The 22,352-nt window shown below is 54.7% G+C and carries 20 protein-coding genes; 5 read left to right on the plus strand and 15 right to left on the minus strand.

Annotation, left to right across the window (positions count from 1 at the left end):
- The 12 genes from B880_RS0115325 to mraZ form a co-directional block, all read right to left on the minus strand.
- The gene (locus B880_RS0115325; RefSeq protein ID WP_017348321.1) at positions 1-921 is read right to left on the minus strand and encodes a D-alanine--D-alanine ligase; all 921 of its coding nucleotides are present in this window, start codon (positions 919-921) and stop codon (positions 1-3) included.
- On the minus strand, positions 914-2,389 hold the full coding sequence (gene murC / locus B880_RS0115330) for a UDP-N-acetylmuramate--L-alanine ligase (protein WP_017348322.1): 1,476 nt from the start codon (positions 2,387-2,389) through the stop codon (positions 914-916). The genes B880_RS0115325 and murC overlap by 8 nt, the downstream gene beginning before the upstream one ends.
- Positions 2,390-2,454: 65 nt before the next feature.
- Positions 2,455-3,516: an undecaprenyldiphospho-muramoylpentapeptide beta-N-acetylglucosaminyltransferase gene (gene murG, locus B880_RS0115335; protein ID WP_017348323.1), complete on the minus strand. Its 1,062-nt coding sequence runs from the start codon at positions 3,514-3,516 to the stop codon at positions 2,455-2,457.
- Entirely contained in the window at positions 3,513-4,727 is a 1,215-nt protein-coding gene (ftsW, locus tag B880_RS0115340) for a cell division protein FtsW (RefSeq protein ID WP_017348324.1), read from the minus strand. The genes murG and ftsW overlap by 4 nt, the downstream gene beginning before the upstream one ends.
- Entirely contained in the window at positions 4,727-6,043 is a 1,317-nt protein-coding gene (gene murD, locus B880_RS0115345; protein WP_017348325.1) for a UDP-N-acetylmuramoyl-L-alanine--D-glutamate ligase, read from the minus strand. Before murD ends, ftsW begins: the two co-directional genes overlap by 1 nt.
- A 2-nt stretch (positions 6,044-6,045) precedes the next feature.
- Positions 6,046-7,128 (minus strand): phospho-N-acetylmuramoyl-pentapeptide-transferase, encoded by a 1,083-nt coding sequence (gene mraY, locus B880_RS0115350; protein ID WP_017348326.1) that lies wholly within the window; start codon positions 7,126-7,128, stop codon positions 6,046-6,048.
- Positions 7,122-8,480, minus strand: coding sequence for a UDP-N-acetylmuramoyl-tripeptide--D-alanyl-D-alanine ligase (gene murF, locus B880_RS0115355; protein ID WP_017348327.1), 1,359 nt, complete (start codon positions 8,478-8,480; stop codon positions 7,122-7,124). Before murF ends, mraY begins: the two co-directional genes overlap by 7 nt.
- Positions 8,477-9,964, minus strand: coding sequence for a UDP-N-acetylmuramoyl-L-alanyl-D-glutamate--2,6-diaminopimelate ligase (gene murE / locus B880_RS0115360; RefSeq protein WP_017348328.1), 1,488 nt, complete (start codon positions 9,962-9,964; stop codon positions 8,477-8,479). Before murE ends, murF begins: the two co-directional genes overlap by 4 nt.
- Complete coding sequence (locus tag B880_RS0115365; RefSeq protein ID WP_017348329.1) at positions 9,951-11,717, minus strand: peptidoglycan glycosyltransferase FtsI; 1,767 nt, start codon at positions 11,715-11,717, stop codon at positions 9,951-9,953. Before B880_RS0115365 ends, murE begins: the two co-directional genes overlap by 14 nt.
- 16 nt (positions 11,718-11,733) lie before the next feature.
- Positions 11,734-12,054 (minus strand): cell division protein FtsL, encoded by a 321-nt coding sequence (gene ftsL, locus B880_RS0115370; RefSeq protein ID WP_017348330.1) that lies wholly within the window; start codon positions 12,052-12,054, stop codon positions 11,734-11,736.
- Positions 12,051-12,992, minus strand: coding sequence for a 16S rRNA (cytosine(1402)-N(4))-methyltransferase RsmH (gene rsmH, locus B880_RS0115375; RefSeq protein ID WP_017348331.1), 942 nt, complete (start codon positions 12,990-12,992; stop codon positions 12,051-12,053). Before rsmH ends, ftsL begins: the two co-directional genes overlap by 4 nt.
- A gap of 2 nt (positions 12,993-12,994) precedes the next feature.
- Positions 12,995-13,453: a division/cell wall cluster transcriptional repressor MraZ gene (mraZ, locus tag B880_RS0115380; protein WP_017348332.1), complete on the minus strand. Its 459-nt coding sequence runs from the start codon at positions 13,451-13,453 to the stop codon at positions 12,995-12,997.
- Between mraZ and B880_RS0115385 the strand changes: the two genes are divergently transcribed.
- Positions 13,452-13,814, plus strand: coding sequence for a hypothetical protein (locus B880_RS0115385; protein ID WP_017348333.1), 363 nt, complete (start codon positions 13,452-13,454; stop codon positions 13,812-13,814). The genes mraZ and B880_RS0115385 overlap by 2 nt on opposite strands.
- A gap of 135 nt (positions 13,815-13,949) precedes the next feature.
- Here the strand turns inward: B880_RS0115385 and cra are convergent, their stop codons facing one another.
- From cra to ilvI, 3 genes are all read right to left on the minus strand, one after another.
- On the minus strand, positions 13,950-14,960 hold the full coding sequence (gene cra / locus B880_RS0115390; protein ID WP_017348334.1) for a catabolite repressor/activator: 1,011 nt from the start codon (positions 14,958-14,960) through the stop codon (positions 13,950-13,952).
- 201 nt (positions 14,961-15,161) lie between these two features.
- Positions 15,162-15,653 (minus strand): acetolactate synthase small subunit, encoded by a 492-nt coding sequence (gene ilvN, locus B880_RS0115395; RefSeq protein WP_026042689.1) that lies wholly within the window; start codon positions 15,651-15,653, stop codon positions 15,162-15,164.
- 2 nt (positions 15,654-15,655) lie between these two features.
- Complete coding sequence (gene ilvI, locus B880_RS0115400; protein ID WP_026042690.1) at positions 15,656-17,380, minus strand: acetolactate synthase 3 large subunit; 1,725 nt, start codon at positions 17,378-17,380, stop codon at positions 15,656-15,658.
- A gap of 726 nt (positions 17,381-18,106) precedes the next feature.
- On the opposite strand from ilvI, the gene leuL reads away from it, so the two are divergent.
- The 4 genes from leuL to leuC all read left to right on the plus strand — a co-directional run bounded on the left by leuL (position 18,107) and on the right by leuC (position 22,351).
- Positions 18,107-18,190, plus strand: coding sequence for a leu operon leader peptide (gene leuL / locus B880_RS27385; protein ID WP_157060568.1), 84 nt, complete (start codon positions 18,107-18,109; stop codon positions 18,188-18,190).
- Between the two features lie 90 nt (positions 18,191-18,280).
- Complete coding sequence (gene leuA / locus B880_RS0115405; protein WP_017348337.1) at positions 18,281-19,846, plus strand: 2-isopropylmalate synthase; 1,566 nt, start codon at positions 18,281-18,283, stop codon at positions 19,844-19,846.
- A 2-nt stretch (positions 19,847-19,848) separates the two neighbouring features.
- A complete protein-coding gene (gene leuB / locus B880_RS0115410) occupies positions 19,849-20,940 on the plus strand; it encodes a 3-isopropylmalate dehydrogenase (RefSeq protein ID WP_017348338.1) in 1,092 nt (363 codons plus the stop codon).
- A gap of 4 nt (positions 20,941-20,944) precedes the next feature.
- A complete protein-coding gene (leuC, locus tag B880_RS0115415; protein WP_017348339.1) occupies positions 20,945-22,351 on the plus strand; it encodes a 3-isopropylmalate dehydratase large subunit in 1,407 nt (468 codons plus the stop codon).
- Position 22,352: the final 1 nt, after the last annotated feature.

Consider the following 22,352-nt stretch of genomic DNA (forward strand, 5'->3'; position numbering starts at 1 on the left):
TCAGTTAGCCAGCTCCAGAATTCTCGCCGCCAGTTGTGCAAACGGCAGACCGGCCTGTTTTGCGGCCATCGGCACCAGACTGTGGCTGGTCATCCCTGGCGACGTATTCACTTCAAGCAACTGGAACTCTCCGTTGCCATCCATCATGACATCCACGCGGCCCCATCCGCTGCAACCCAGCGCTCGCCACGCTTCCGCCACCAGCGATTTCAGTTCAGCCTCACGCTCGTCACTTAAACCACTCGGACAGAAGTACTGGGTATCGTCCGAAATGTATTTTGCTTCATAGTCATAAAACTCACTGGCGGTCTGAATCCGGATCGATGGCATGATCTCATCGCCAACAATCGCGACCGTATACTCACCACCGCTGAGAAAGGCTTCTATCAGCACATCCTCATCATGGCGGAAAGCTTCTGCCAGTGCCGCAGGCAGTGCTTCCGGGCTGTTAACCCGACTGATGCCCACGCTGGAGCCTTCACTGCCCGGTTTCACAAACACCGGCATACCTAATGCTTCAATGGCATGCGTTGTGGCGGCATCCAGTCCCGCCGCATATTGCTGCTGGGTTAGCCAGACAAAGCGACCAGAAGGAAGTCCCCTGCCCTGCCACAGCAGTTTGGTACGCACTTTATCCATACTGATGGCTGAGGCCATGACGCCACTGCCGGTGTAAGGGATGTGCAGGAAATCCAGGATGGCCTGCAACGTGCCGTCTTCTCCGCCGCGACCATGCAGCGCTATAAATGCTTTGGTGAAACCCTGCTGCTTCAATTCCAGCACCGAGCTATCACGCGTATCAACCGCATGGGCATCAATGCCCACTTCACGCAGACCGGCCAGCACTGCCGCCCCTGACGCCAGAGAGACTTCACGCTCTGCTGAGGTTCCGCCCATCAGAACGGCAACTTTATCAGCCATGACGCTCCTCCGCTTTGCGTGGCGCTTGTAGACGGTTATCCGCCAGTTTGCGTGCGACACGACCCACGTTGCCCGCACCCTGCACCAGAATCAGATCGTTACCGGTAAGCTGTGGTGCCAGCATCTGTTGCAGATCGTCGTGATCTGGCACCAGAATCGGATCGACTTTGCCACGGCTACGGATGGCGCGGCACAGAGCACGGCTATCTGCACCTGGGATCGCGGCTTCACCCGCTGCATAAACATCCAGCATCAGCAGCACATCGACCTGACACAGGACGTTCGCAAAATCATCAAACAGATCGCGCGTACGGGTGTAGCGGTGCGGCTGAAACACCATCACCAAATTCTTATCCGGCCAGCCTGCACGGGCAGCGCGAATTGTCGCTTCCACTTCCGTCGGGTGGTGGCCGTAGTCGTCCACCAGCATTGCCACCCCGGCAGTGCCATTCACCGCAGCAGTGTCAAATTCCCCCAGAACATCGAAGCGGCGTCCGGTTCCCTGGAAGCTTTCCAGCGCGGCTAAGATTGCGCTGTCTTCAATGCCCTCTTCCGTTGCCACGGCAACGGCGGCGGCGGCGTTCAACGCATTGTGGCGTCCTGGTGCATTGAGCGTAACCTGCAACAGCGGTTTATCCTGACGAACCAGGGTGAAATGTCCCTGCGCGCCATGCTGTTCATAGTTTTCGATACGTACATCGGCATCGTCACTGAAACCATAGGTGGTGGTCTGACGGCCAACGCGTGGCAGCAGCTCGCGAATCACCGCATCATCGATACACATTACCGCACGGCCATAGAAAGGCAGGTTGTGCAGGAAATTAATGAACGTCTGCTTCAGGTTTTCAAAATCACCCTGATAAGTATCCATATGATCTGCTTCGATATTGGTAACAATTGCTACCATCGGTTGCAGATGCAAAAACGACGCATCACTCTCATCGGCTTCAGCGATCAAGTAGCGGCTGCTGCCCAGACGCGCATGTGTCCCTGCGGCTTTCACTAAGCCACCGTTGACGAACGTAGGGTCCAGTCCACCTTCTGCATAAATGCTGGTGACCATGGCTGTGGTCGTGGTTTTGCCGTGTGTGCCTGCTACCGCAATGCCATGACGGAAACGCATCAGCTCGGCCAGCATTTCTGCGCGACGAATTACCGGAATGCGCTGTTCACGGGCGGCAACCAACTCCGGGTTGTCTTGTGATACCGCGCTCGATACCACCACCACGCTGGCATCTGTAACGTTTTCCGGGCGGTGATTGAAATACACCGTGGCACCTAAGTCAGTCAGGTGCTGAGTCACTGCATTTGGCGCCAGATCTGAACCGCTGATGTGGTAGCCTTCATTCGCCAACACTTCGGCAATACCGCCCATGCCAGCACCACCGATGCCAACAAAGTGGATGTGCCGGACGCGACGCATCTCGGGCACAATTGAGCGTAGTTTTGCCAGTTGTTGTGTATTCATCTTTCCTGCTTACCTGTTCATTCATTACCGTGCCGATGTTCAGCACTCACCGTCATGCGGTGGGATTAAGGCTTTGCGACGCGAACCACTTCCTGAGCCACTCGCTGCGTTGCGTCTGGAATCGCTACCTGCCGCGCCTTTTGCGCCATCTCCAGCAAGGTTGCGCGGTCCCAGCCGCTTAATGTGTCGGCTACCGTTTCAGCGTTAAACTGCGGTTGCTCAAAAATACGGGCCGCCCCCGCCTTTTCCAGCGGCAGTGCGTTCCAGTACTGTTGACGATCTTTATGCTGGAAAGGCACGAAGATCGCCGGTAAACCTGCGGCAGCCACTTCACTCACCGTCAACGCGCCAGAACGGCACACAATGACGTCAGCCCAGGCATAAGCGGCAGCCATGTCATCGATAAATTCGGTGACTTTATGCTGCGGCTGCCCGGCTTGCTGGTAAGCCTGCTGCACTTCTGTCTGCGCGCCCTTGCCAGACTGGTGCCAGAGCGTAATGTTGTCGCCCATTAGCGCCGCAACTTGCGGTAATGTCTGGTTCAGAATGCGCGCCCCCTGGCTTCCTCCGACCACCAGTACCCGAACCGGGCCGGTGCGGTGCGCCAGACGTTCAGCGGGCAGGGGCAATGCCAATACATCGGTGCGCACCGGGTTCCCTACGACATCCGCGCTGGGAAATGCGCCGGGAAACGCCTGCATAACTTTGGTGGCAATCTTTGCCAGCCATTTATTGGTCAATCCGGCAATCCCGTTCTGCTCATGCAATACCACCGGAATGCCGCAACTCCATGCAGCCAGGCCACCCGGCCCGGAAACATAGCCGCCCATCCCCAACACCACATCGGGCTGCCAGCTTTTCATAATGCGGCGCGCCTGACGCCAGGCATTAAAGATGCGCAGCGGTGCTTGTATCAACGCCTTCAGGCCTTTGCCACGTAAGCCGCTAATACGAATAAATTCAATCTCAATGCCGTGCTTCGGCACCAGGTCAGCTTCCATGCGGTCAGCCGTTCCCAGCCACCGCACCTGCCAGCCTTGTTCCATTAAATGATGAGCAACCGCCAGCCCAGGGAACACATGTCCTCCGGTGCCACCGGCCATTACCATCAGTCGCTTACCACTCATCGGGCACTCCGGGTAAACGCCTGCGCTTTCGCCAGGCGCGTCTCAAAATCAATACGCAGAAGAAACACTATCGCCGTCGACATGATGATCAGACTGGAACCACCGTAACTGATCAGTGGCAATGTCAGTCCTTTGGTCGGCAACATCCCCGCTGCCGCACCCACATTAACCAGAGCCTGGAAGCTGAACCACACGCCAATTGAGCAGGCTAAAAAGCCGGAAAAGCGTTGATCGAGCTCCAGCGCACGACGGCCAATCGACATAGCGCGAAAAGCGACGAAGAATACCATTAACAGCGCTAAAACCACACCGGCATAGCCCAGCTCTTCACCAATAATTGAGAAAATAAAATCGGTGTGCGCTTCAGGTAAATACTCAAGTTTTTGTACTGAGTTACCCAGCCCTTGCCCCCAGAATTCACCGCGCCCAAAGGCCATCAGAGACTGGGTTAACTGGTAGCCACTCCCGAAGGGATCTTCCCATGGGTTCCAGAAGGAGGTCACGCGGCGCATACGGTAAGGTTCCGCCATGATCAGCAGGACGACGGCAAAGACGCCCGACCCGATAATCGCCAGGAACTGCCACAGTTTGGCCCCGGCCAGGAACAGCATCGCTAGCGTGGTAACAAACAGTACCACCACGGTGCCAAGGTCTGGCTGCGCCAACAGCAGCACGGCGAGGATAACCATCACCCCCATCGGCTTACAGAAGCCCCAGAAGTTGTTGCGCACCTCATCGACTTTTCGCACCAGGTAGCTGGCGAGGTAACAGAACAGGGAAAGTTTCGACAGTTCCGCAGGCTGAATACGCAGTGGGCCAAGGGCAATCCAGCGTGATGCCCCGTTAACGGAGCTCCCCACAACCAGTACGATCAGCAACATGACAACGGAGGCCACTAACATCACATTGGCGTAGCGTTGCCAAAACGCCATTGGCACGCGCAGCGTGACTAACGCCATCCCCGTCGCCAGTGCCAGATAGAACGCATCACGTTTGGCAAAGTAGAAAGGATCGCCCGAGTTACGCTGCCCGACAGGCATCGAAGCGGAGGTCACCATGACAAAGCCCACAATCGCCAGGCCGAGCGTCAGCCATAACAGCGTGCGGTCATACAAGACCGTTGGTGCGTCTTCGCTTTCGCGCGGGCCCATCACCCAGTCTTTCAGGCGAATGCCAAACCACAGCGCGATGGCAGAACCAGGAATACGCATCAGCCTAACTCCTTCGCCAGTTGCGTGAAGATATCGCCACGCTGCTCAAAATTACGGAACTGATCGAGGCTGGCGCAGGCGGGGGACAAGACCACCATGTCACCGCTCTGTACCTGAGCGGCGATCTGTTCCATAGCTTGCTGTAGGGTTTCGGTTCGTACCGACACTTCAGGACGCAGCGCAGCCAGTTCGTCGCCATCACGGCCGAAGCAGAACAGGCGCACATTATCGCCTTGCAGATACGGCAACAGCGGTGAGAAATCAGCGGATTTGCCATCACCACCCAACAGCAGCCATAACGTTCCGGCCACCTGAAGCCCGTTAAGCGCGGCTTCGGTGCTACCCACATTGGTGGCCTTGGAGTCGTTAATCCAGCGCACGCCCTTGTGCTGATAAGCCAGCTGGAAGCGATGCGGCAGCCCGCTGTAATGGGTTAACGCGGCGAGGCCAGAAGCGCGAGGAATGCCCACGGCATCCGCCAAGGCCAGCGCTGCCAGCGCATTGGTGTAGTTGTGCTGACCGACTAACTGCATCTCAGCGGTGTTCAGGACTTTCTCACCCTGAACGCGCAGCCAGGTACTCCCCTGCTGCTGATTCAGGTGATAGTCGCCAAAATCGATACCGAAGCTGACACAGCGTTTGTCTGCACCGCGCACCGGCATGGTCAAAGCGTCATCGGCATTGACCACACAGACCTGCGCGTTTTCATAGATGCGCAGTTTAGCCGCACGGTACTGCTGCATTCCCAACGGATAGCGATCCATATGATCTTCCGTTACGTTGAGCACTGTGGCAGCGGCAGCTTTCAGGCTGTGCGTGGTCTCAAGCTGGAAACTGGAAAGCTCCAGGACATAAAGTTGTGCCGGGGATTTCAGCAGCGTCAGTGCGGGCAGGCCAATATTGCCTCCGACCCCCACCTGCCAACCGGCAGCACGTGCCATTTCACCTACCAGCGTCGTTACCGTGCTTTTGCCGTTGGAACCGGTGATCGCGACAATCGGGGCCTGAGCTTCCCGGCAGAACAGTTCGATATCACCGATGATCTCAATGCCTGCGTCAGCCGCTTCACTCAGTGCAGGATGCGCCAGCGCAATGCCTGGGCTGGCGATAATCAGATCCGCCGCCAGCAGCCAGTCAATGTTGATATCACCCACCCAACGCTCAACCTCAGCGGGAAGCTTATCCAGGCCCGGCGGCGACACACGGGTGTCCATCACGCGGGGCGTAACGCCCTGCGCTAAAAAGAAATCAACACAGGAGAGGCCCGTGACCCCTAACCCGATGATGACGACTTTTCTGCCCCGATAGTCAGCCATAATTAACGCACCTTCAGCGTTGCCAGGCCAATCAGCACCAGCATCAGTGAAATAATCCAGAAGCGCACGATAACGCGCGGCTCCGGCCAGCCTTTCAGTTCATAGTGGTGGTGAATCGGTGCCATGCGGAAAATACGTTGTCCGCGCAGCTTGAACGACCCCACTTGCAGGATCACCGACAGGGTTTCAACCACGAATACGCCGCCCATGATGAGCAGTAAAAATTCCTGACGCAGAAGAACAGCAATGGTTCCCAGCGCGCCACCGAGTGCCAGAGAACCGACATCGCCCATAAAGACCTGAGCCGGATAGGTGTTGAACCATAAGAAGCCCAAGCCAGCACCGACAATCGCGGTGCAGACAATCACCAGCTCACCGGCATGGCGCAGATAAGGAATATGCAGATACTCGGCAAACTTGACGTTACCCGTGGCCCACGCCACCAGCGCAAAACCAGCAGAAACAAACACCGTCGGCATGATAGCCAAACCATCAAGACCATCTGTCAGGTTGACCGCGTTACCGGTGCCCACAATCACGAAGTAGGCCAGCACCACATAGAACAGCCCTAACTGCGGCATGATGTCTTTGAAAAAGGGAACCACTAACTGCGTGGCAGGAGTGCCTTTACCGGCCACAAACAGGGCAAAAGCCACACCGATGGAGATGACTGACATCCAGAAATATTTCCAGCGAGCAATCAGTCCCTTGGTATCTTTGCGTACCACTTTACGGTAGTCATCAACGAAGCCAATCACGCCAAAGCCGACCAGCACCACTAATACGCACCAGACATACGGGTTGGAAGGATAGGCCCACATCAGCACCGAAATCGTGATGGAGGAGAGGATCATGATGCCGCCCATAGTCGGCGTACCACGCTTACTGAAGTGTGACTCTGGGCCATCGTTACGCACGACCTGGCCAATCTGCAATTTCTGCAACCAGGCGATTAAACGCGGTCCCATCCACAGCGAGAGGAACAGAGCAGTCAGCAGGCTGACAATGGCGCGAAACGTCAGATATGAAAAGACGTTAAAGCCAGTATAAAAAGTAGCCAGATGTTCGGCCAGCCAGACTAACATGTTCCTTTCTCCTGTAAGCTCTGTACTACCTGCTCCATAGCGGCACTACGTGAACCTTTAATCAAAACGGTTATTTCCCGATGCTCGGACAACAGTGCCCGCAAACGTTCAGTTAAAGCAGGCTTGTCAGCAAAATGCTCGCCAACGCCACTGCTTTCACTAATGAGATGGCTGAGATGGCCGGTACTGAGTACGCGATCCACCCCGGCATTTTTTGCTGCCAGACCCACTTCGCGATGGCACTGTTCTGCTTCATCGCCAAGCTCGCCCATGTCCCCGACCACCATCACGCGGTAGCCTGGCATCTCTGCCAACACCTGCGCTGCCGCCGTCATCGAACCGACGTTAGCGTTGTAGCTGTCGTCTAACAGCAACTGGTGTTCTGCGAGCTGAATGGGATAAAGACGGCCAGGAACGGCCTGTAGCGTTTTTAATCCAGCCTGTACCGCACTGAGCGGGGCATCAACAGAGAGCGCCAGCGCTGTTGCAGCGAGGGCGTTGGCAATGTTATGTCGCCCCGGCAGCGGCAGCGTAATGGCAATTTCACCCTGCGGGCTATGCAGGATGAAATGCGTGCCGTCGGCTTTAATTTGGATCTGGCTGGCATAGAAATCGTTGTGCTCACCCTGTGGAGAGAACCGCCAGACGCGTTTGCCATGCAGCTTCTCCTGCCAGTGTGGCCAGTCATTGCTGTCAGCATTCAGGATGGCAGTGCCCTGGGCCGGTAACCCCTGGAAGATCTCACCTTTGGCTTTTGCTACACCAGCCAGCGAGCCGAACCCTTCAAGGTGGGCCGCCGCCAGGTTGTTCACTAACGCACTTTCAGGACGCACTAGCTCAGTGGTGTAGGCAATTTCACCCTGGTGGTTGGCACCCATTTCAATCACGGCATACTGATGTTGCGGCGTCAGGCGCAGCAGTGTCATCGGCACGCCGAAGTCATTATTCAGGTTTCCGGCGGTGTAGAGCGTTTCACCACACTGGCGCAGAATCGCTGCGGTCATCTCTTTGACCGAGGTTTTACCGGATGAACCCGTAAGACCCACAACGCGCGCTTTCGACTGCTGGCGAACCCAGCCAGCCAGCTTACCAAACGCGATGCGGGTATCAGCTACCACTACCTGCGGCACGTTGACGTCAAGGCGACGGCTGACCAACAGCGCCTGAGCGCCGTTAGCAATCGCATCGTTGACGAAATCATGCGCGTCAAAACGCTCGCCAATCAAAGCGACAAACAGACTACCCGCCGTCACTTTGCGTGTATCCGTCGTCACATCCTGCAAGCTACCATTGTCGCCTAAAAGCTCACCGCTGGTGATTTGAGCCAGGGTATCGAGCGTGATAGAAATCATGCAATCACCCCCAACAATGCAGCCACTGTGGTGCGGTCAGAGTAGTCAAAACGTTTCTGGCCGATGATCTGATAGTCCTCGTGACCTTTACCCGCAACCAACACAATGTCCTGTTCCTGTGCCTGCATCACGGCATTAGTCACGGCCTGCGCGCGTCCCAGCACCACGTGGGCTTTACCGGGATCGAGTAAACCGGTGAGGATATCCGCCACAATTGCTTTAGGTTCTTCACTGCGTGGGTTGTCATCGGTGATCACCACCACATCAGCAAACTGTTCAGCAATCGCGCCCATCAGAGGCCGTTTGCCTTTATCACGGTCGCCACCGCAGCCAAACACACACCACAATTTCCCGCTACAGTGCAGGCGAGCCGCCAGCAAGGCTTTTTCCAGGGCATCAGGCGTATGGGCATAATCCACCACTACGGTGGGTTTATGCGGCGCGTTAAACACTTCCATTCGGCCACAGACCGGTTGCAATTGGCCCGCAACCTGAAGCAATTCAGCCAGCGGATAATCCAGCGCCAGCAAGGTGGCTAACGCCAGCAGTAAGTTGCTGACGTTAAATGCGCCCATCAGGCGGCTCTCAATTTCGCCTTCGCCCCAGCTGGAGCTGAAACGAATCCGCGCGCCATTGTCGTGGTAATCAACGTCCGTGGCTTTTAACCAGCGGCCATGGCAACCCGATTGCAGGTTATTTTCCATCGTCACGGCTACCGCATCCGGTAACTGTGCCAGCCAGCGACGTCCGACTTCATCATCCGCATTCAGGATCATTTCGCCGACCTGATGCTCAGAGAACAGCTGCCATTTAGCGGCTTCGTAGCTCTGCATATCACCGTGGTAATCGAGATGATCGCGACTCAGGTTGGTGAACACCGCAGCAGCAAAAGGCAGCGCCGCAACACGATGCTGTACCAGGCCATGTGAAGAGACTTCCATCGCGGTCAGCGCAGCACCCTGTTGCGCTAAGTCTTGCAACACATGCTGAACATCCACCGCTGAACCGGTGGTATTTTCCGTCGCCACCAGGTGCCCTAACAGACCGTTGCCGGTGGTTCCCATGACACCACTGGTCACCCCGAGCAGTTGTGCCCATTGGGCCAGCAGCTGGGTGGTCGTGGTTTTTCCGTTGGTGCCAGTGACACCAATCAGCTGCATTTTCTCTGCGGGCTGTTGGTAAAAACGCCCGGCCAACGCCGAAAGACGCTGAGAGAGTTGTGCCAGGTAGATCACCGGCACGCCGTGAATTTCACGGATATCGCCATCGCTGGCTTCGCCTTCTGCTTCGGCAATCACTGCCGCTACGCCCTGAGCAATCGCCTGCGGAATAAACCGCCGTCCGTCAGCATGGTGGCCGGCGATCGCCACGAAAAGATCGCCAGCAGCCGCCGTGCGGCTGTCCAGTGTCATGTCACTCAGGGGACGCGCCGGCGCGTCCGGCACCCAGGGAGCCAGTAAGTCGCGCAGGTTACGATCTTTCACTTGTTGCCTCACTTCCGTTATTCACCGGATCGTTCTTCTCATTAGTGGGTAATGCATCCGGCTCAATATTCATGGTGCGTAAAACACCGCCCATGATGGCACCAAACACCGGAGCAGAAACCGCGCCGCCATAATATTTACCGGCCTGGGGATCGTTAATGACCACCACCAGCGCGAAACGAGGGTGACTGGCAGGCGCTACGCCTGCGGTATAAGCAATGTATTTATTGACGTAACGTCCATCCGGACCGACTTTTTTTGCCGTACCGGTTTTAATCGCAATCCGATAACCTTTGATCGCCGCTTTGATACCGCCGCCGCCAGGCAACGCCACGCTTTCCATCATGTGCATCACCGTCTTCACCAGAGGCTCTGGGAAGACGCGCTCACCTGCAACAGGGGGATCAACTTTGGTAATCGACAGCGGGCGATAGATGCCATAGCTGCCGATGGTTGCGTAGACACGCGCTAACTGTAACGGCGTTACCATTAGCCCGTAGCCGAAAGAGAAGGTGGCCCTCTCTATGTCAGACCACCGTTGTTTTTGCGGATATATGCCACTACTTTCTCCGACCAACCCCAAATTGGTTGGTTTACCCAGCCCAAAGCGCGCGTAAGTCTCTACCAGCGCTGAGGACGGCATCGCTAACGCCAGACGTGAAACACCGACGTTACTCGATTTCTGTAGCACCCCGGTCAGGGTCAATTCGTTATAGCGCGCAACGTCTTTGATTTCGTGCCCGTTGATACGGTAAGGCACGGTGTTCAGTACGCTGCCCTCTTTAACCACACCGCGCTGTAGCGCCGTCATGACAACCATTGGCTTGACGGTCGATCCCGGTTCGAAGATGTCGGTAATCGCGCGGTTACGCATCACGTCTTTTGGCGTGTTGGCAAGATTGTTAGGGTTATAGGCTGGGCTGTTAGCCATGGCCAGCACTTCGCCGGTGTTGACGTCAACCAGCACTGCCGTGCCCGATTCTGCTTTGTTAAACGCGACGGCGTTATTTAATTCGCGGTAAACCAACGCCTGCAGTCGGTCATCAATACTCAGCGTCAGGTTATGTGCAGCGCGGCTGTCTACCGAGGAGATATCTTCAATCACGCGGCCCTGACGGTCTTTACGCACCGTACGCTCACCTGGCGCGCCGGTCAGCCATTTGTCGAAGCTTTTCTCAATGCCTTCAATGCCCTGACCATCAATGTTGGTGAAGCCGATCAGATGAGAAGTCACCTGGCCTGCCGGGTAATAACGTCGGGATTCTTCGCGCAGATAAACGCCGGGGAGGTGGAGTTTCTTGATGTATTCGCCAATCGCCGGGTTGATCTGGCGGGCGAGATAAACAAAACGACCTTTAGGGTTGGCGTTAACGCGCGTGGAGAGTTGATCCAGCGGCATATTGATGGCATCAGCCAGCGCTTTCCAGCGGGTGTCTGCCGTGACACCACCGTGCTCATTCAGCTCTTTTGGATCAACCCAAACGGCATTAACCGGTACACTTACCGCCAGTGGACGCCCGGCGCGATCGCTGATCATGCCACGGGCAGTAGGCACCGCCTGCACACGCAGAGAGCGTAAGTCGCCCTCTTTGACCAGACGATCGGGGTTGATCACTTGCAGCCAGGCCACGCGCGAAAGCAGGCCACAAAGCGCGAGCAGAATTCCGCCGCACAGCAACGCAAAACGCCAGCTGATAAAGCTGGCTTTGTTTTCCTGTTTTTTCAACTTCAGCGTTTTGCTAGCGCTGTTCATTGCGTTACGGAATTCCTTATTGCTGTACCACTATGTGTTCCTGTGAAGGATCGACGTGTTGCATATGCAATTTATCCGTTGCTATACGCTCGACCCTACTGTGATCGCCTAACGCATTCTCTTCGAGAATCAGGTTACGCCATTCAATGTCCAGTGAATCACGCTCCAACACCAACTGCTCGCGCTGTGCGGTGAGCAGACGGGTTTTATGCGTCGTAGTAACGACCATGATCGCCGAAACCAGAACGGCCAGCAGTAACAGCACCGGGATTTTGCCGAAGCGCAGTAAATCTCCGCCAATCACACCGGGCAGGCTATGCCGCTCATTTCCGATCATGCGTCCGTTCTCTCCGCAATACGTAACACTGAACTACGTGCACGAGGGTTATCGGCCACTTCGATTTCCCCCGGCACCAGCTTACCTAAACTTTTTAACTCCCGGCCGCCCAGCGCTTTGAGCTGTGCTTCCGTCATCGGAATACCGTGTGGAACCTGAACACCCCGGCTCTGGTCACGCATAAAGCGCTTCACCAGGCGGTCTTCCAGTGAGTGGAAGCTGATGATGGATAACCGGCCACGAGGTGCTAGCGCTGCCAGCGAGCCTTTCAGGGCGGTTTCGATCTCTTCCAGTTCACTGTTGATCCAGATTCTGATTGCCTGGAAACTGCGGGTTGCCGGATGCTTGAACTTATCTTTTACCGGCGTTGCCGCTGCAATGACGTCCGCCAACTCTTTGGTACGCGTCATTGGGTCCAGACGGTTACGCTCTACAATGGCTCTGGCGATGCGCTTAGCAAAACGCTCTTCGCCGTAGGCCTTCAGGACAAAAGCGATATCCGCCTCTTCTGCATGCTGTAACCATTCTGCTGCGGAGTGTCCGCGCGTTGGGTCCATTCGCATGTCCAACGGTCCATCGCGCATGAATGAGAACCCGCGCTCTGCGTCATCCAGCTGCGGCGATGAAACGCCAAGGTCCAGCAAAATACCGTCAATTTTACCGGTCAGTCCGCGCTCTTCGACGTACTCCGCCAGGGCGGAAAACGGACCATGAATAATGGAAAACCGCGCATCCTGAATTTCAGCCGCTGCGGCAATCGCCTGGGGATCGCGATCGATGGCGATCAGTTGCCCGGCGGCACCCAACTGCGAAAGAATCAGGCGCGAATGCCCGCCACGGCCAAAAGTGCCGTCAATATAAATACCGTCTTCCCTGATATTGAGGCCGTTTACGGCTTCATCTAACAGCACGGTGGTGTGTTTGAAATTTTCCTGCATAGCTATAGCGACAAATCCTGCAAGCGCTCAGATAAAGGCTCCTGAGCAGCGTGTTCTGCGTCAATATCATCCTTGACTTGTTGATACCAGGTCTGTTCATCCCACAGTTCAAACTTATTGAACTGCCCAACCAGCATCACTTCTTTTGTCAGGCTTGCATGCTGTCTTAGCGTGTTGGCTAATAACAGACGGCCTGCGTTGTCCATCTGGCACTCACTGGCATGTCCGAGCAGTAAGCGTTGTACTCGACGCTCTGCGGGATTCATGCTGGATAAGCGGGACAACTTTTTTTCAATAACTTCCCATTCAGGAAGCGTGTAAAGCAGCAGACATGGCTGGTGAAGGTCGATAGTGCAAACCATCTGACCTTGAGACTCAGCGATCAGCAATTCGCGATAGCGTGTTGGAACCGCCAGCCGCCCTTTGCCGTCGAGATTGACTAATGTCGCACCTCGGAACATGCCAGTCCTCTCCTCAGCCGCCCTTTTTCACCACTTTATCCCACTTTTTACCACTAAAAGAGTTTACGGAGCCGATGAAATCATTGTCAAGCCGCAACGACAGGAGAAAATCACTATTTCCGTAAAGACAAAAGGTCCATTTAAGGGGAATGAATCAGAAGAAGACGATTTCTGTAAAATTAACCTGATGAATAATGGAATAAAAATTCTCTACGACCAAAAAATGGCGAAAATTAAGGCAGCGAGGCGAGAATATCAGCTATCACAATTTCTGCGACGGCGGCGGCATTTTAGGGGATTTCCTAATCTTTGCCCAACAGAACCCGTTGCCACGGGGAAAACGGTGAAGTGGGTGTTCTAAGCGGATGAAATTTAGTGGGCTTTTTAATTTGTCAGTTGATGCGTAGCAGATTTACGTTTTTTTACCGCTTATGAAACAATTTTTTTATCTCATAAGCGATAAGTTTTAACAGGCGCTAATTTTACACCCTGTGGTTCATTTGGATTTCCGGCCTAGTTGACCGCGGCGGAATAAATTACGTCGAATACGCGTTAATCCCGGTTTCGGTTTTTTTGGTTCATCCAGAGAAGCCAATACCAACTCCAAAACGCGTTCAGCAACATCGCGATGACGCTGCCCTACCGCCAGCACCGGGCATTCGAGGAAATCCAGCAGCTCATGGTCGCCGAAAGTGGCAATCGCCAGGTCTTTTGGCAGACGCCCTTCGCGCTTTAGCGCAATATCCATTACCCCTTGAAGTAAACCGAACGAGGTGGTGAACAGCGCTTCTGGCATCGGATGGGTTTCAAGGTACTCTTCAAACCGCGCTGCGGCTGCGCTGCGCTCAAAACTGTCGCAGTAAAGGTAGCTGATTGGCCTTTCATCCTCTTTCCAGGCATCACGGAAGCCCATTTCACGCAGGAAACTGACGGAAAGCTCCGGCAATGCGCCAAGGAATAAGACATCTTTCACCGGCTGCTGGCGCAGTTCATTCGCCAAAGCAAACGCATCGTCTTGATCGGCCCCCACCACACTGGTGAAGTGCTCGCGATCCAACGCACGATCAAGCGCGACTATTGGCAGCGGGTCATGAATCCAGCGCTGATAAAACGGGTGTTCCGGCGGTAACGAGGTCGAGACGATGATCGCATCAACCTGACGCTGCAGCAGGTGCTCGACACAGCGCATTTCATTATCTGGCTGATCTTCCGAGCAGGCGATCAGCAGCTGATAGCCACGCTGACGTGCCTGACGCTCAAGATAATTAGCAATACGCGTATAGCTGGTGTTTTCCAGGTCGGGGATCACTAAGCCGATCGATCGCGTGCGTCCTGCGCGTAAACCCGCCGCCACCGCATTGGGGTGGTAATTATGCTCTCTCACTACCGCCATGACTTTCTCGACGGTTTTTTCGCTGACACGATACTGCCGCGCTTTGCCATTAATGACATAGCTGGCCGTTGTGCGTGACACACCCGCCAGACGCGCGATTTCATCCAGTTTCACGGTAACTCCACAGGCACGCTGAACCGTTGGGGGCAATAATAGCCGCGCCAGGTTCAGGGAATTCTACATTTGTTACATCTAACAGCAGAAAACGGCGCGTAGCAACCGCTTTTGTTAATGCCGTGAGTTGGCGCGAAGAAAAGAAAAAACCCGGCAATTCGCCGGGTTAGGATATTATTCTCTGCTTAAATAGTGGATCGGTCAGCGCATGATGCGGTCGCCGCGTGACACGCCAACCACTCCCGAACGTGCGACTTCAACGATTTCTGCGACTTCGCGTACCGTGTTGAGGAATGCATCGAGCTTATCGCTGCTCCCTGCAAGCTGAACCGTGTAAAGCGTTGGCGTGACATCAATGATTTGGCCACGGAAGATTTCAGCGCTGCGCTTCACCTCTTCACGGCCATAGCCACTGGCTTGCAGCTTCACCAGCATGATTTCACGCTCGACGTAAGCGCCCTGCCCCAGCTCGGTCACACGCAGAACATCAACCAGCTTATGCAGCTGCTTCTCAATCTGCTCCAGCACTTTCTCATCACCCACGGTCTGGATGGTCATCCGGGACAGCGTTGGGTCATCCGTCGGTGCCACGGTCAGGCTCTCAATGTTGTAGCCACGCTGGGAGAACAAACCAACCACGCGGGATAATGCGCCAGATTCATTCTCCAGCAGAACTGATAAAATACGCCGCATAATCAGGTCCTCTCCGTTTTGCTCAGCCACATCTCATCCATACCGCCACCGCGAATATGCATCGGGTAGACGTGCTCACTGCCATCGACGGTAACGTCAACAAACACCAGACGGCCTTGTGCCACCGTCTCCAGTGCCTGAGCCAGCTTCGCTTCCAGCTCTGAAGGGTGCTGAATCGCGATCCCGACGTGGCCATACGCTTCTGCCAGCCGTACAAAATCCGGCAGGGACTCCATGTAAGATTGCGAATGGCGACCGGAGTAGATCATATCCTGCCACTGCTTCACCATGCCCAACACGCGGTTGTTCAGGCTCAATACCAGTACCGGCAAGCCATATTGCAGCGCTGTAGACAGTTCCTGGATGTTCATCTGGATACTGCCGTCACCGGTCACACAGACCACGGTGGCTTCTGGCAGCGCCAGTTTGACTCCCAAAGCCGCTGGCAGGCCAAAGCCCATGGTGCCAAGGCCGCCGGAGTTGATCCAGCGACGTGGTTTGTCGAACTGGTAATACAGGGCGGCAAACATCTGATGTTGACCGACATCGGAAGTAACATAGGCATCGCCCTTGGTCAGGCGACACAGGGTTTCAATCACCGCCTGAGGTTTGATCTGATCGCTGGTGCGATCAAACTCTAGGCACTGACGGCTACGCCAGCCTTCAATGCTCAGCCACCAGTCACGCAGGCTATCTAACTGTTGTTTGGTATCGCTTTGCGCCAGCAGTTCCAGCATCTGCTCCAGTACCTGCTTAGCATCGCCAACGATCGGCACATCTGCTGAGACGGTTTTCGAAATTGACGTCGGATCGATATCAATATGCAGGATGGTCGCATTCGGGCAGTACTTGGCAAGGTTATTCGTCGTACGATCATCAAAACGGACGCCAATACCGAAGATCACGTCGGCATTGTGCATCGTCATGTTGGCTTCGTAGGTGCCGTGCATCCCTAACATGCCGACACACTGACGGTGTGTACCAGGGAAAACACCCAGGCCCATCAACGAGGTTGTGACCGGAATATTCAGGGTTTCTGCCAGCTGTAACAGCTCTGCTTCGCAAGCCGAAGTGATTGCCCCGCCACCGGCATAGATCACCGGTTTATGTGCGGCGAGCAGCGTTTGTAATGCGCGCTTAATCTGCCCTTTATGCCCCTGCACCGTAGGGTTGTAAGAACGCATGCTGACCGTTTCCGGCCAGGCGTAAGGCAATTTGTTAGCGGGGTTCAGAATGTCTTTCGGCAGGTCGATCACCACCGGGCCAGGACGGCCAGTAGAAGCCAGCCAGAAGGCTTTTTTCAGTACAGTAGGGATCTCTTCGGTACTTTTCACCAGGAAGCTGTGTTTGACCACCGGGCGGGAGATCCCGACCATATCGCACTCCTGGAAGGCATCGTAGCCAATCAGGGACGAAGGCACCTGGCCCGACAACACAACCATCGGAATTGAGTCCATGTAGGCAGTGGCAATACCGGTTACCGCATTGGTTGCACCGGGTCCTGAGGTGACCAATACCACGCCCACTTCACCGGTTGCGCGTGCATAGCCATCCGCCATGTGTACCGCGCCCTGCTCGTGACGGACTAAAATATGGTCAATACCACCTACTGTTTGCAGAGCGTCGTAGATATCTAACACCGCTCCGCCGGGATAACCGAATACCTGTTTCACGCCCTGGTCGATTAACGACCGGATGAGCATTTCGGCTCCTGACAACATCTCCATTTTTTGCCTCCCGGCTTAAAGGCGCAGTCCACTTCATACGCTGCTCCAGCGTACGACAACGGGTTGCACCTTATTTAGCCAATTCAGATCAACAACTTATGCCTATGCTCAAGTGGCAGAAATCGTTTCCGCCACCTGGATAAAGGGAATTTTTACGCTAAGACCATCTTTTCAGATCTGGTTAATTACCATAACCGTAGAAAACTCAGCAGGCAAACGGCAAACCCGCGGCCTGGCGTAACATCACTTTTAAAGCCACTACGCCCCTGACTAACAGAGCGCGGATTAAACTAATGTCGAGCGATATTCACAGAAGAAAATGCTACCAAAGATTTTATTTTTAGCGTGATATAAGAATTAGCAAAAAGTTATCGGGAAGAGGCTCAGACTACAATGTTACCAAACGATTAATTTCTTAAGTTATTATTCTGATAAATCACCCGATGGCGTGAGATTATTCTATCATCATGGCAATTACCCTTGCGCTAACCACTCAAGCAATCCCTATAAAAAACTTAACTATCATAGACATAAGATAAACTTATCGCGGTGATTTTTTCCTGTTCCTGGAAGCGTGTTAGTGCCATTTTCATAACTCTGTACTGCACGGTAAACACAGGATTTTTTCCTTATGAGCCAAAACAATTAACCCTGGTTTTTAGGTTGACTTCACTCTGCGTTTGCAGTACCAATATAGGCAGCACAAAATTTACGAGGCCCGAATCAATGTTCCATTCATTTCGTCTACCAGGTCTACTACTAAACGCACTTAGTTTGCGCGGTAGACTTGTGGGCGGAATTAAACACTGATTCGGACCTGCTGAAGTTAAGAAACCCGCGCCTTGCGCGGGTTTTTTTATGCTCGTTGCACGGTGAAGTTAACGCATAAGGAAGATTACCATGAGCCAGCAAGTCATTATTTTCGATACCACTCTGCGCGATGGCGAACAGGCTTTACAGGCCAGCCTGAGTGTCAAAGAAAAACTGCAAATTGCTCTGGCGCTTGAGCGCATGGGTGTAGACGTGATGGAGGTGGGCTTCCCTATCTCCTCACCAGGCGATTTCGAGTCGGTTCAGACCATCGCCCGCACCGTTAAAAACAGCCGCGTGGCCGCGCTGGCTCGCTGTGTAGACAAGGATATCGATGCCGCCTATGAGGCACTGCGCGTGGCGGAAGCGTTCCGTATTCATACCTTCCTCGCGACTTCTCCGGGCCATATTGCCACTAAGCTGCGCAGTACGCTGCCGGAAGTGATTGAACGCGCCTGCGCCTCGATCAAACGTGCCCGTAACTACACCGATGACGTTGAGTTCTCCTGTGAAGATGGTGGTCGTACGCCAATCGATGATTTGTGTCGCGTAGTGGAAGCCGCCATCAATGCCGGTGCAACCACCATCAACATCCCGGACACCGTGGGTTATAACCTGCCAGCCGAATACGCCAACATCTTCACTCAGCTGCGTGAGCGTGTGCCGAACATCGATAAAGCGATTCTTTCCGTCCATACCCATGACGACTTAGGTATGGCCACCGGCAATGCGCTGGCGGGTGTTTTAGCCGGTGCTCGCCAGGTCGAAGGCACCATCAACGGCCTGGGTGAACGTGCCGGTAACTGTGCGCTGGAAGAGGTGATCATGGCGATCAAAACCCGCCAGCAGATCATCAACCTGAATACCAACATCCGGCATCAGGAAATCTATCGCACCAGCCAGTTGGTCAGCCAGATTTGTAACATGCCGATCCCGGCTAACAAGGCGATTGTCGGCTCTGGTGCCTTCGCTCACTCTTCCGGTATTCACCAGGATGGCGTGCTGAAAAATCGCGAGAACTACGAGATTCTGACGCCAGAATCGATTGGCCTGCACAAAATCCAGCTCAATCTGACCTCGCGTTCTGGCCGTGCGGCCGTAAAACACCGCATGGAAGAAATGGGCTACAAAGAGACCGAATACAGCATGGACGCCCTGTACGACGCCTTCCTGAAACTGGCCGATAAGAAAGGCCAGGTGTTTGACTACGACCTGGAAGCATTGGCCTTTATCAACAAGCAGAATGAAGAGCCAGAGTATTTCCAGTTGAACGAATTCAACGTCCAGTCAGGTTCCAGCATCACCGCCACCGCTTCAGTGAACCTGGGCTGCGGTGAAGAGGCGAAATCTGAAGCGGCCACCGGCAACGGCCCGGTCGATGCAGTTTATCAGGCCATCAACCGCATTACTGGTTTTGATGCCGAGCTGGTGAACTACAAACTCACGGCTAAAGGTCACGGCGAAAATGCGCTGGGCCAGGTGGACATCGTCGTCGGTTACAACAACCGTAAATTCCACGGTGTAGGTCTCGCGACGGATATCGTCGAGTCCTCCGCGAAAGCGATGGTCAACGCCCTGAACAATATCTGGCGTGCAAAACAAGTTGAGATTGAACTGCAACGCAAATCTAACGCTGACAAAAAGGAAACGGTGTAATCATGTCTGAGTCATTCCATATCGCGGTCGTTCCAGGTGACGGCATTGGCCCGGAAGTTATGGCGCAGGCGCACAAAGTACTGGACGCTATTCGTCAACGCTTTGGCCTGCGTATCACTACCAGCGAATATGATGCGGGCGGCATCGCCATTGATCGTCATGGTGAACCGTTGCCAGCAGCAACCGTCAGCGGTTGCGAACAAGCAGACGCGATTCTCTTCGGCTCTGTAGGTGGCCCGAAGTGGGAACACCTGCCTGCGGATCAGCAGCCAGAGCGTGGTGCTCTGCTGCCCCTGCGCAAGCACTTCAAACTGTTCAGCAACTTGCGTCCGGCCTCTTTGTACAAAGGTCTGGAATCTTTCTCACCGCTGCGCAGCGATATTTCAGCGCGTGGTTTTGACATTCTGGTGGTGCGTGAGCTCACCGGCGGTATTTACTTCGGTCAGCCAAAAGGCCGTGAAGGCAGCGGCCCACACGAGCGTGCTTTCGATACCGAGGTGTATCACCGTTTTGAGATTGAACGCATCGCGCGCATCGCTTTTGAATCTGCCCGCAAACGCCGTGGCATTGTGACTTCTATCGATAAAGCGAATGTGCTGCAAACCTCGATTTTATGGCGTCAGATCGTAACGGAAATTGCGCAAGAGTATCCCGATGTGCAGCTGAGCCATATGTACATCGATAACGCTACGATGCAGTTTATTAAAGACCCGTCTCAGTTTGATGTGGTGCTGTGCTCTAACCTGTTTGGTGACATTCTCTCTGATGAGTGCGCGATGATCACCGGCTCAATGGGCCTGCTGCCATCAGCCAGCCTGAATGAAGAGGGCTTTGGCCTGTATGAACCGGCTGGCGGTTCTGCACCGGATATCGCGGGACAGAACATTGCCAACCCGATTGCCCAGATTCGCTCGCTGGCCCTACTGTTGCGTTACAGCCTGAATGCCGATGCCGCTGCTGATAGCATCGAACGCGCGATTACTCAGGCACTGGAAGCTGGTCACCGCACCCGCGATTTAGCAGGCAACGGCCCGGCAGTGAGTACCGATGAAATGGGCAGCATCATTGCCCGTTTCATCACTGAGGAAAAATAAAATAATGAAGACCTTATACCAGAAGTTATTTGATGCACATGTCGTTTTCGAAGCTCCAGAAGAAACACCGCTGCTGTACATCGATCGCCACCTGGTCCATGAGGTAACGTCCCCGCAGGCCTTTGATGGCTTGCGGGCGCAGGGACGTCCGGTCCGTCAACCGTCAAAAACGTTTGCGACCATGGACCACAACGTCTCGACCCAAACGCGCGATATCAATGCATCCGGTGATATGGCGCGCATTCAGATGCAAGAGCTGATCAAAAACTGCGCCGCTTTTGGGGTCGAGCTGTATGACCTGAACCACCCTTATCAAGGCATTGTGCACGTGATGGGGCCAGAGCAAGGTTTGTCCCTGCCCGGCATGACCATTGTCTGTGGTGATTCGCACACTGCGACCCACGGAGCCTTTGGTGCGCTGGCGTTTGGCATCGGAACTTCCGAAGTTGAACACGTGTTAGCCACGCAAACGCTGAAGCAGACGCGTGCCAAATCGATGAAAATCGAAGTCACAGGTACTGCCGCACCTGGCATTACCGCGAAGGATATCGTGCTGGCGATTGTCGGCAAAACCACTGCGGCAGGCGGTACTGGCCACGTAGTTGAATTTTGTGGTCCGGTGATTGAAGCGCTGAGCATGGAAGGCCGTATGACCGTGTGTAACATGGCCATTGAGCTGGGTGCAAAAGCCGGTTTGATTGCACCGGATGACACCACCTTCGCCTACCTGAAAGGTCGTCAGTTCGCACCACAGGGTGAGAAATGGGATCAGGCCGTCGCTTACTGGCGTACGCTGCGTTCCGATCCCGATGCGGTCTTCGATACTGTCGTGACGCTGAACGCAGCCGACATTGCGCCGCAGGTAACCTGGGGAACCAACCCCGGCCAGGTGATGGGCGTTGATCAACCGATTCCCGATCCGGCTTCATTTACCGATCCAATTGAGCGTGCCTCGGCGGAGAAAGCGCTGGCTTATATGGATTTGCATCCCGGCATCCGAATGACCGAAGTGAGCATTGATAAAGTCTTTATCGGTTCCTGCACTAACTCGCGCATTGAAGATTTACGTGCCGCCGCTGCGGTAGCGAAAGGGCGTAAAGTCGCGCCTGGCGTGGTTGCCATGGTGGTGCCGGGTTCAGGTCCGGTAAAAGCGCAGGCGGAAGCCGAAGGCCTGGATAAAATTTTCCTCGATGCCGGTTTCGAGTGGCGTTTGCCTGGCTGTTCAATGTGCCTGGCGATGAATAACGATCGCCTGCAACCCGGCGAGCGTTGCGCTTCCACCAGTAACCGCAATTTTGAAGGACGTCAGGGGCGCGGAGGTCGTACGCATCTGGTCAGCCCGGCAATGGCCGCAGCCGCCGCTGTCACGGGTCACTTTGCTGACATCCGTGATTTGACGACAGGAGCGTAAA

It is taken from the genome of Pantoea sp. A4, from assembly GCF_000295955.2.
Lineage (GTDB): Bacteria > Pseudomonadota > Gammaproteobacteria > Enterobacterales > Enterobacteriaceae > Pantoea > Pantoea multigeneris.

What these genes read in the sequence shown, in the direction of transcription:
- B880_RS0115325 (WP_017348321.1), bottom strand. Translation starts at nt 921, where the DNA reads ATGGCTGATAAAGTTGCCGTTCTGATGGGCGGAACCTCAGCAGAGCGT.
- murC (WP_017348322.1), bottom strand. Translation starts at nt 2,389, where the DNA reads ATGAATACACAACAACTGGCAAAACTACGCTCAATTGTGCCCGAGATG.
- murG (WP_017348323.1), bottom strand. Translation starts at nt 3,516, where the DNA reads ATGAGTGGTAAGCGACTGATGGTAATGGCCGGTGGCACCGGAGGACAT.
- ftsW (WP_017348324.1), bottom strand. Translation starts at nt 4,727, where the DNA reads ATGCGTATTCCTGGTTCTGCCATCGCGCTGTGGTTTGGCATTCGCCTG.
- murD (WP_017348325.1), bottom strand. Translation starts at nt 6,043, where the DNA reads ATGGCTGACTATCGGGGCAGAAAAGTCGTCATCATCGGGTTAGGGGTC.
- mraY (WP_017348326.1), bottom strand. Translation starts at nt 7,128, where the DNA reads ATGTTAGTCTGGCTGGCCGAACATCTGGCTACTTTTTATACTGGCTTT.
- murF (WP_017348327.1), bottom strand. Translation starts at nt 8,480, where the DNA reads ATGATTTCTATCACGCTCGATACCCTGGCTCAAATCACCAGCGGTGAG.
- B880_RS0115365 (WP_017348329.1), bottom strand. Translation starts at nt 11,717, where the DNA reads ATGAACAGCGCTAGCAAAACGCTGAAGTTGAAAAAACAGGAAAACAAA.
- ftsL (WP_017348330.1), bottom strand. Translation starts at nt 12,054, where the DNA reads ATGATCGGAAATGAGCGGCATAGCCTGCCCGGTGTGATTGGCGGAGAT.
- rsmH (WP_017348331.1), bottom strand. Translation starts at nt 12,992, where the DNA reads ATGCAGGAAAATTTCAAACACACCACCGTGCTGTTAGATGAAGCCGTA.
- B880_RS0115385 (WP_017348333.1), top strand. Translation starts at nt 13,452, where the DNA reads ATGCCAGTCCTCTCCTCAGCCGCCCTTTTTCACCACTTTATCCCACTT.
- mraZ (WP_017348332.1), bottom strand. Translation starts at nt 13,453, where the DNA reads ATGTTCCGAGGTGCGACATTAGTCAATCTCGACGGCAAAGGGCGGCTG.
- ilvN (WP_026042689.1), bottom strand. Translation starts at nt 15,653, where the DNA reads ATGCGGCGTATTTTATCAGTTCTGCTGGAGAATGAATCTGGCGCATTA.
- ilvI (WP_026042690.1), bottom strand. Translation starts at nt 17,380, where the DNA reads ATGGAGATGTTGTCAGGAGCCGAAATGCTCATCCGGTCGTTAATCGAC.
- leuL (WP_157060568.1), top strand. Translation starts at nt 18,107, where the DNA reads ATGTTCCATTCATTTCGTCTACCAGGTCTACTACTAAACGCACTTAGT.
- leuA (WP_017348337.1), top strand. Translation starts at nt 18,281, where the DNA reads ATGAGCCAGCAAGTCATTATTTTCGATACCACTCTGCGCGATGGCGAA.
- leuB (WP_017348338.1), top strand. Translation starts at nt 19,849, where the DNA reads ATGTCTGAGTCATTCCATATCGCGGTCGTTCCAGGTGACGGCATTGGC.
- leuC (WP_017348339.1), top strand. Translation starts at nt 20,945, where the DNA reads ATGAAGACCTTATACCAGAAGTTATTTGATGCACATGTCGTTTTCGAA.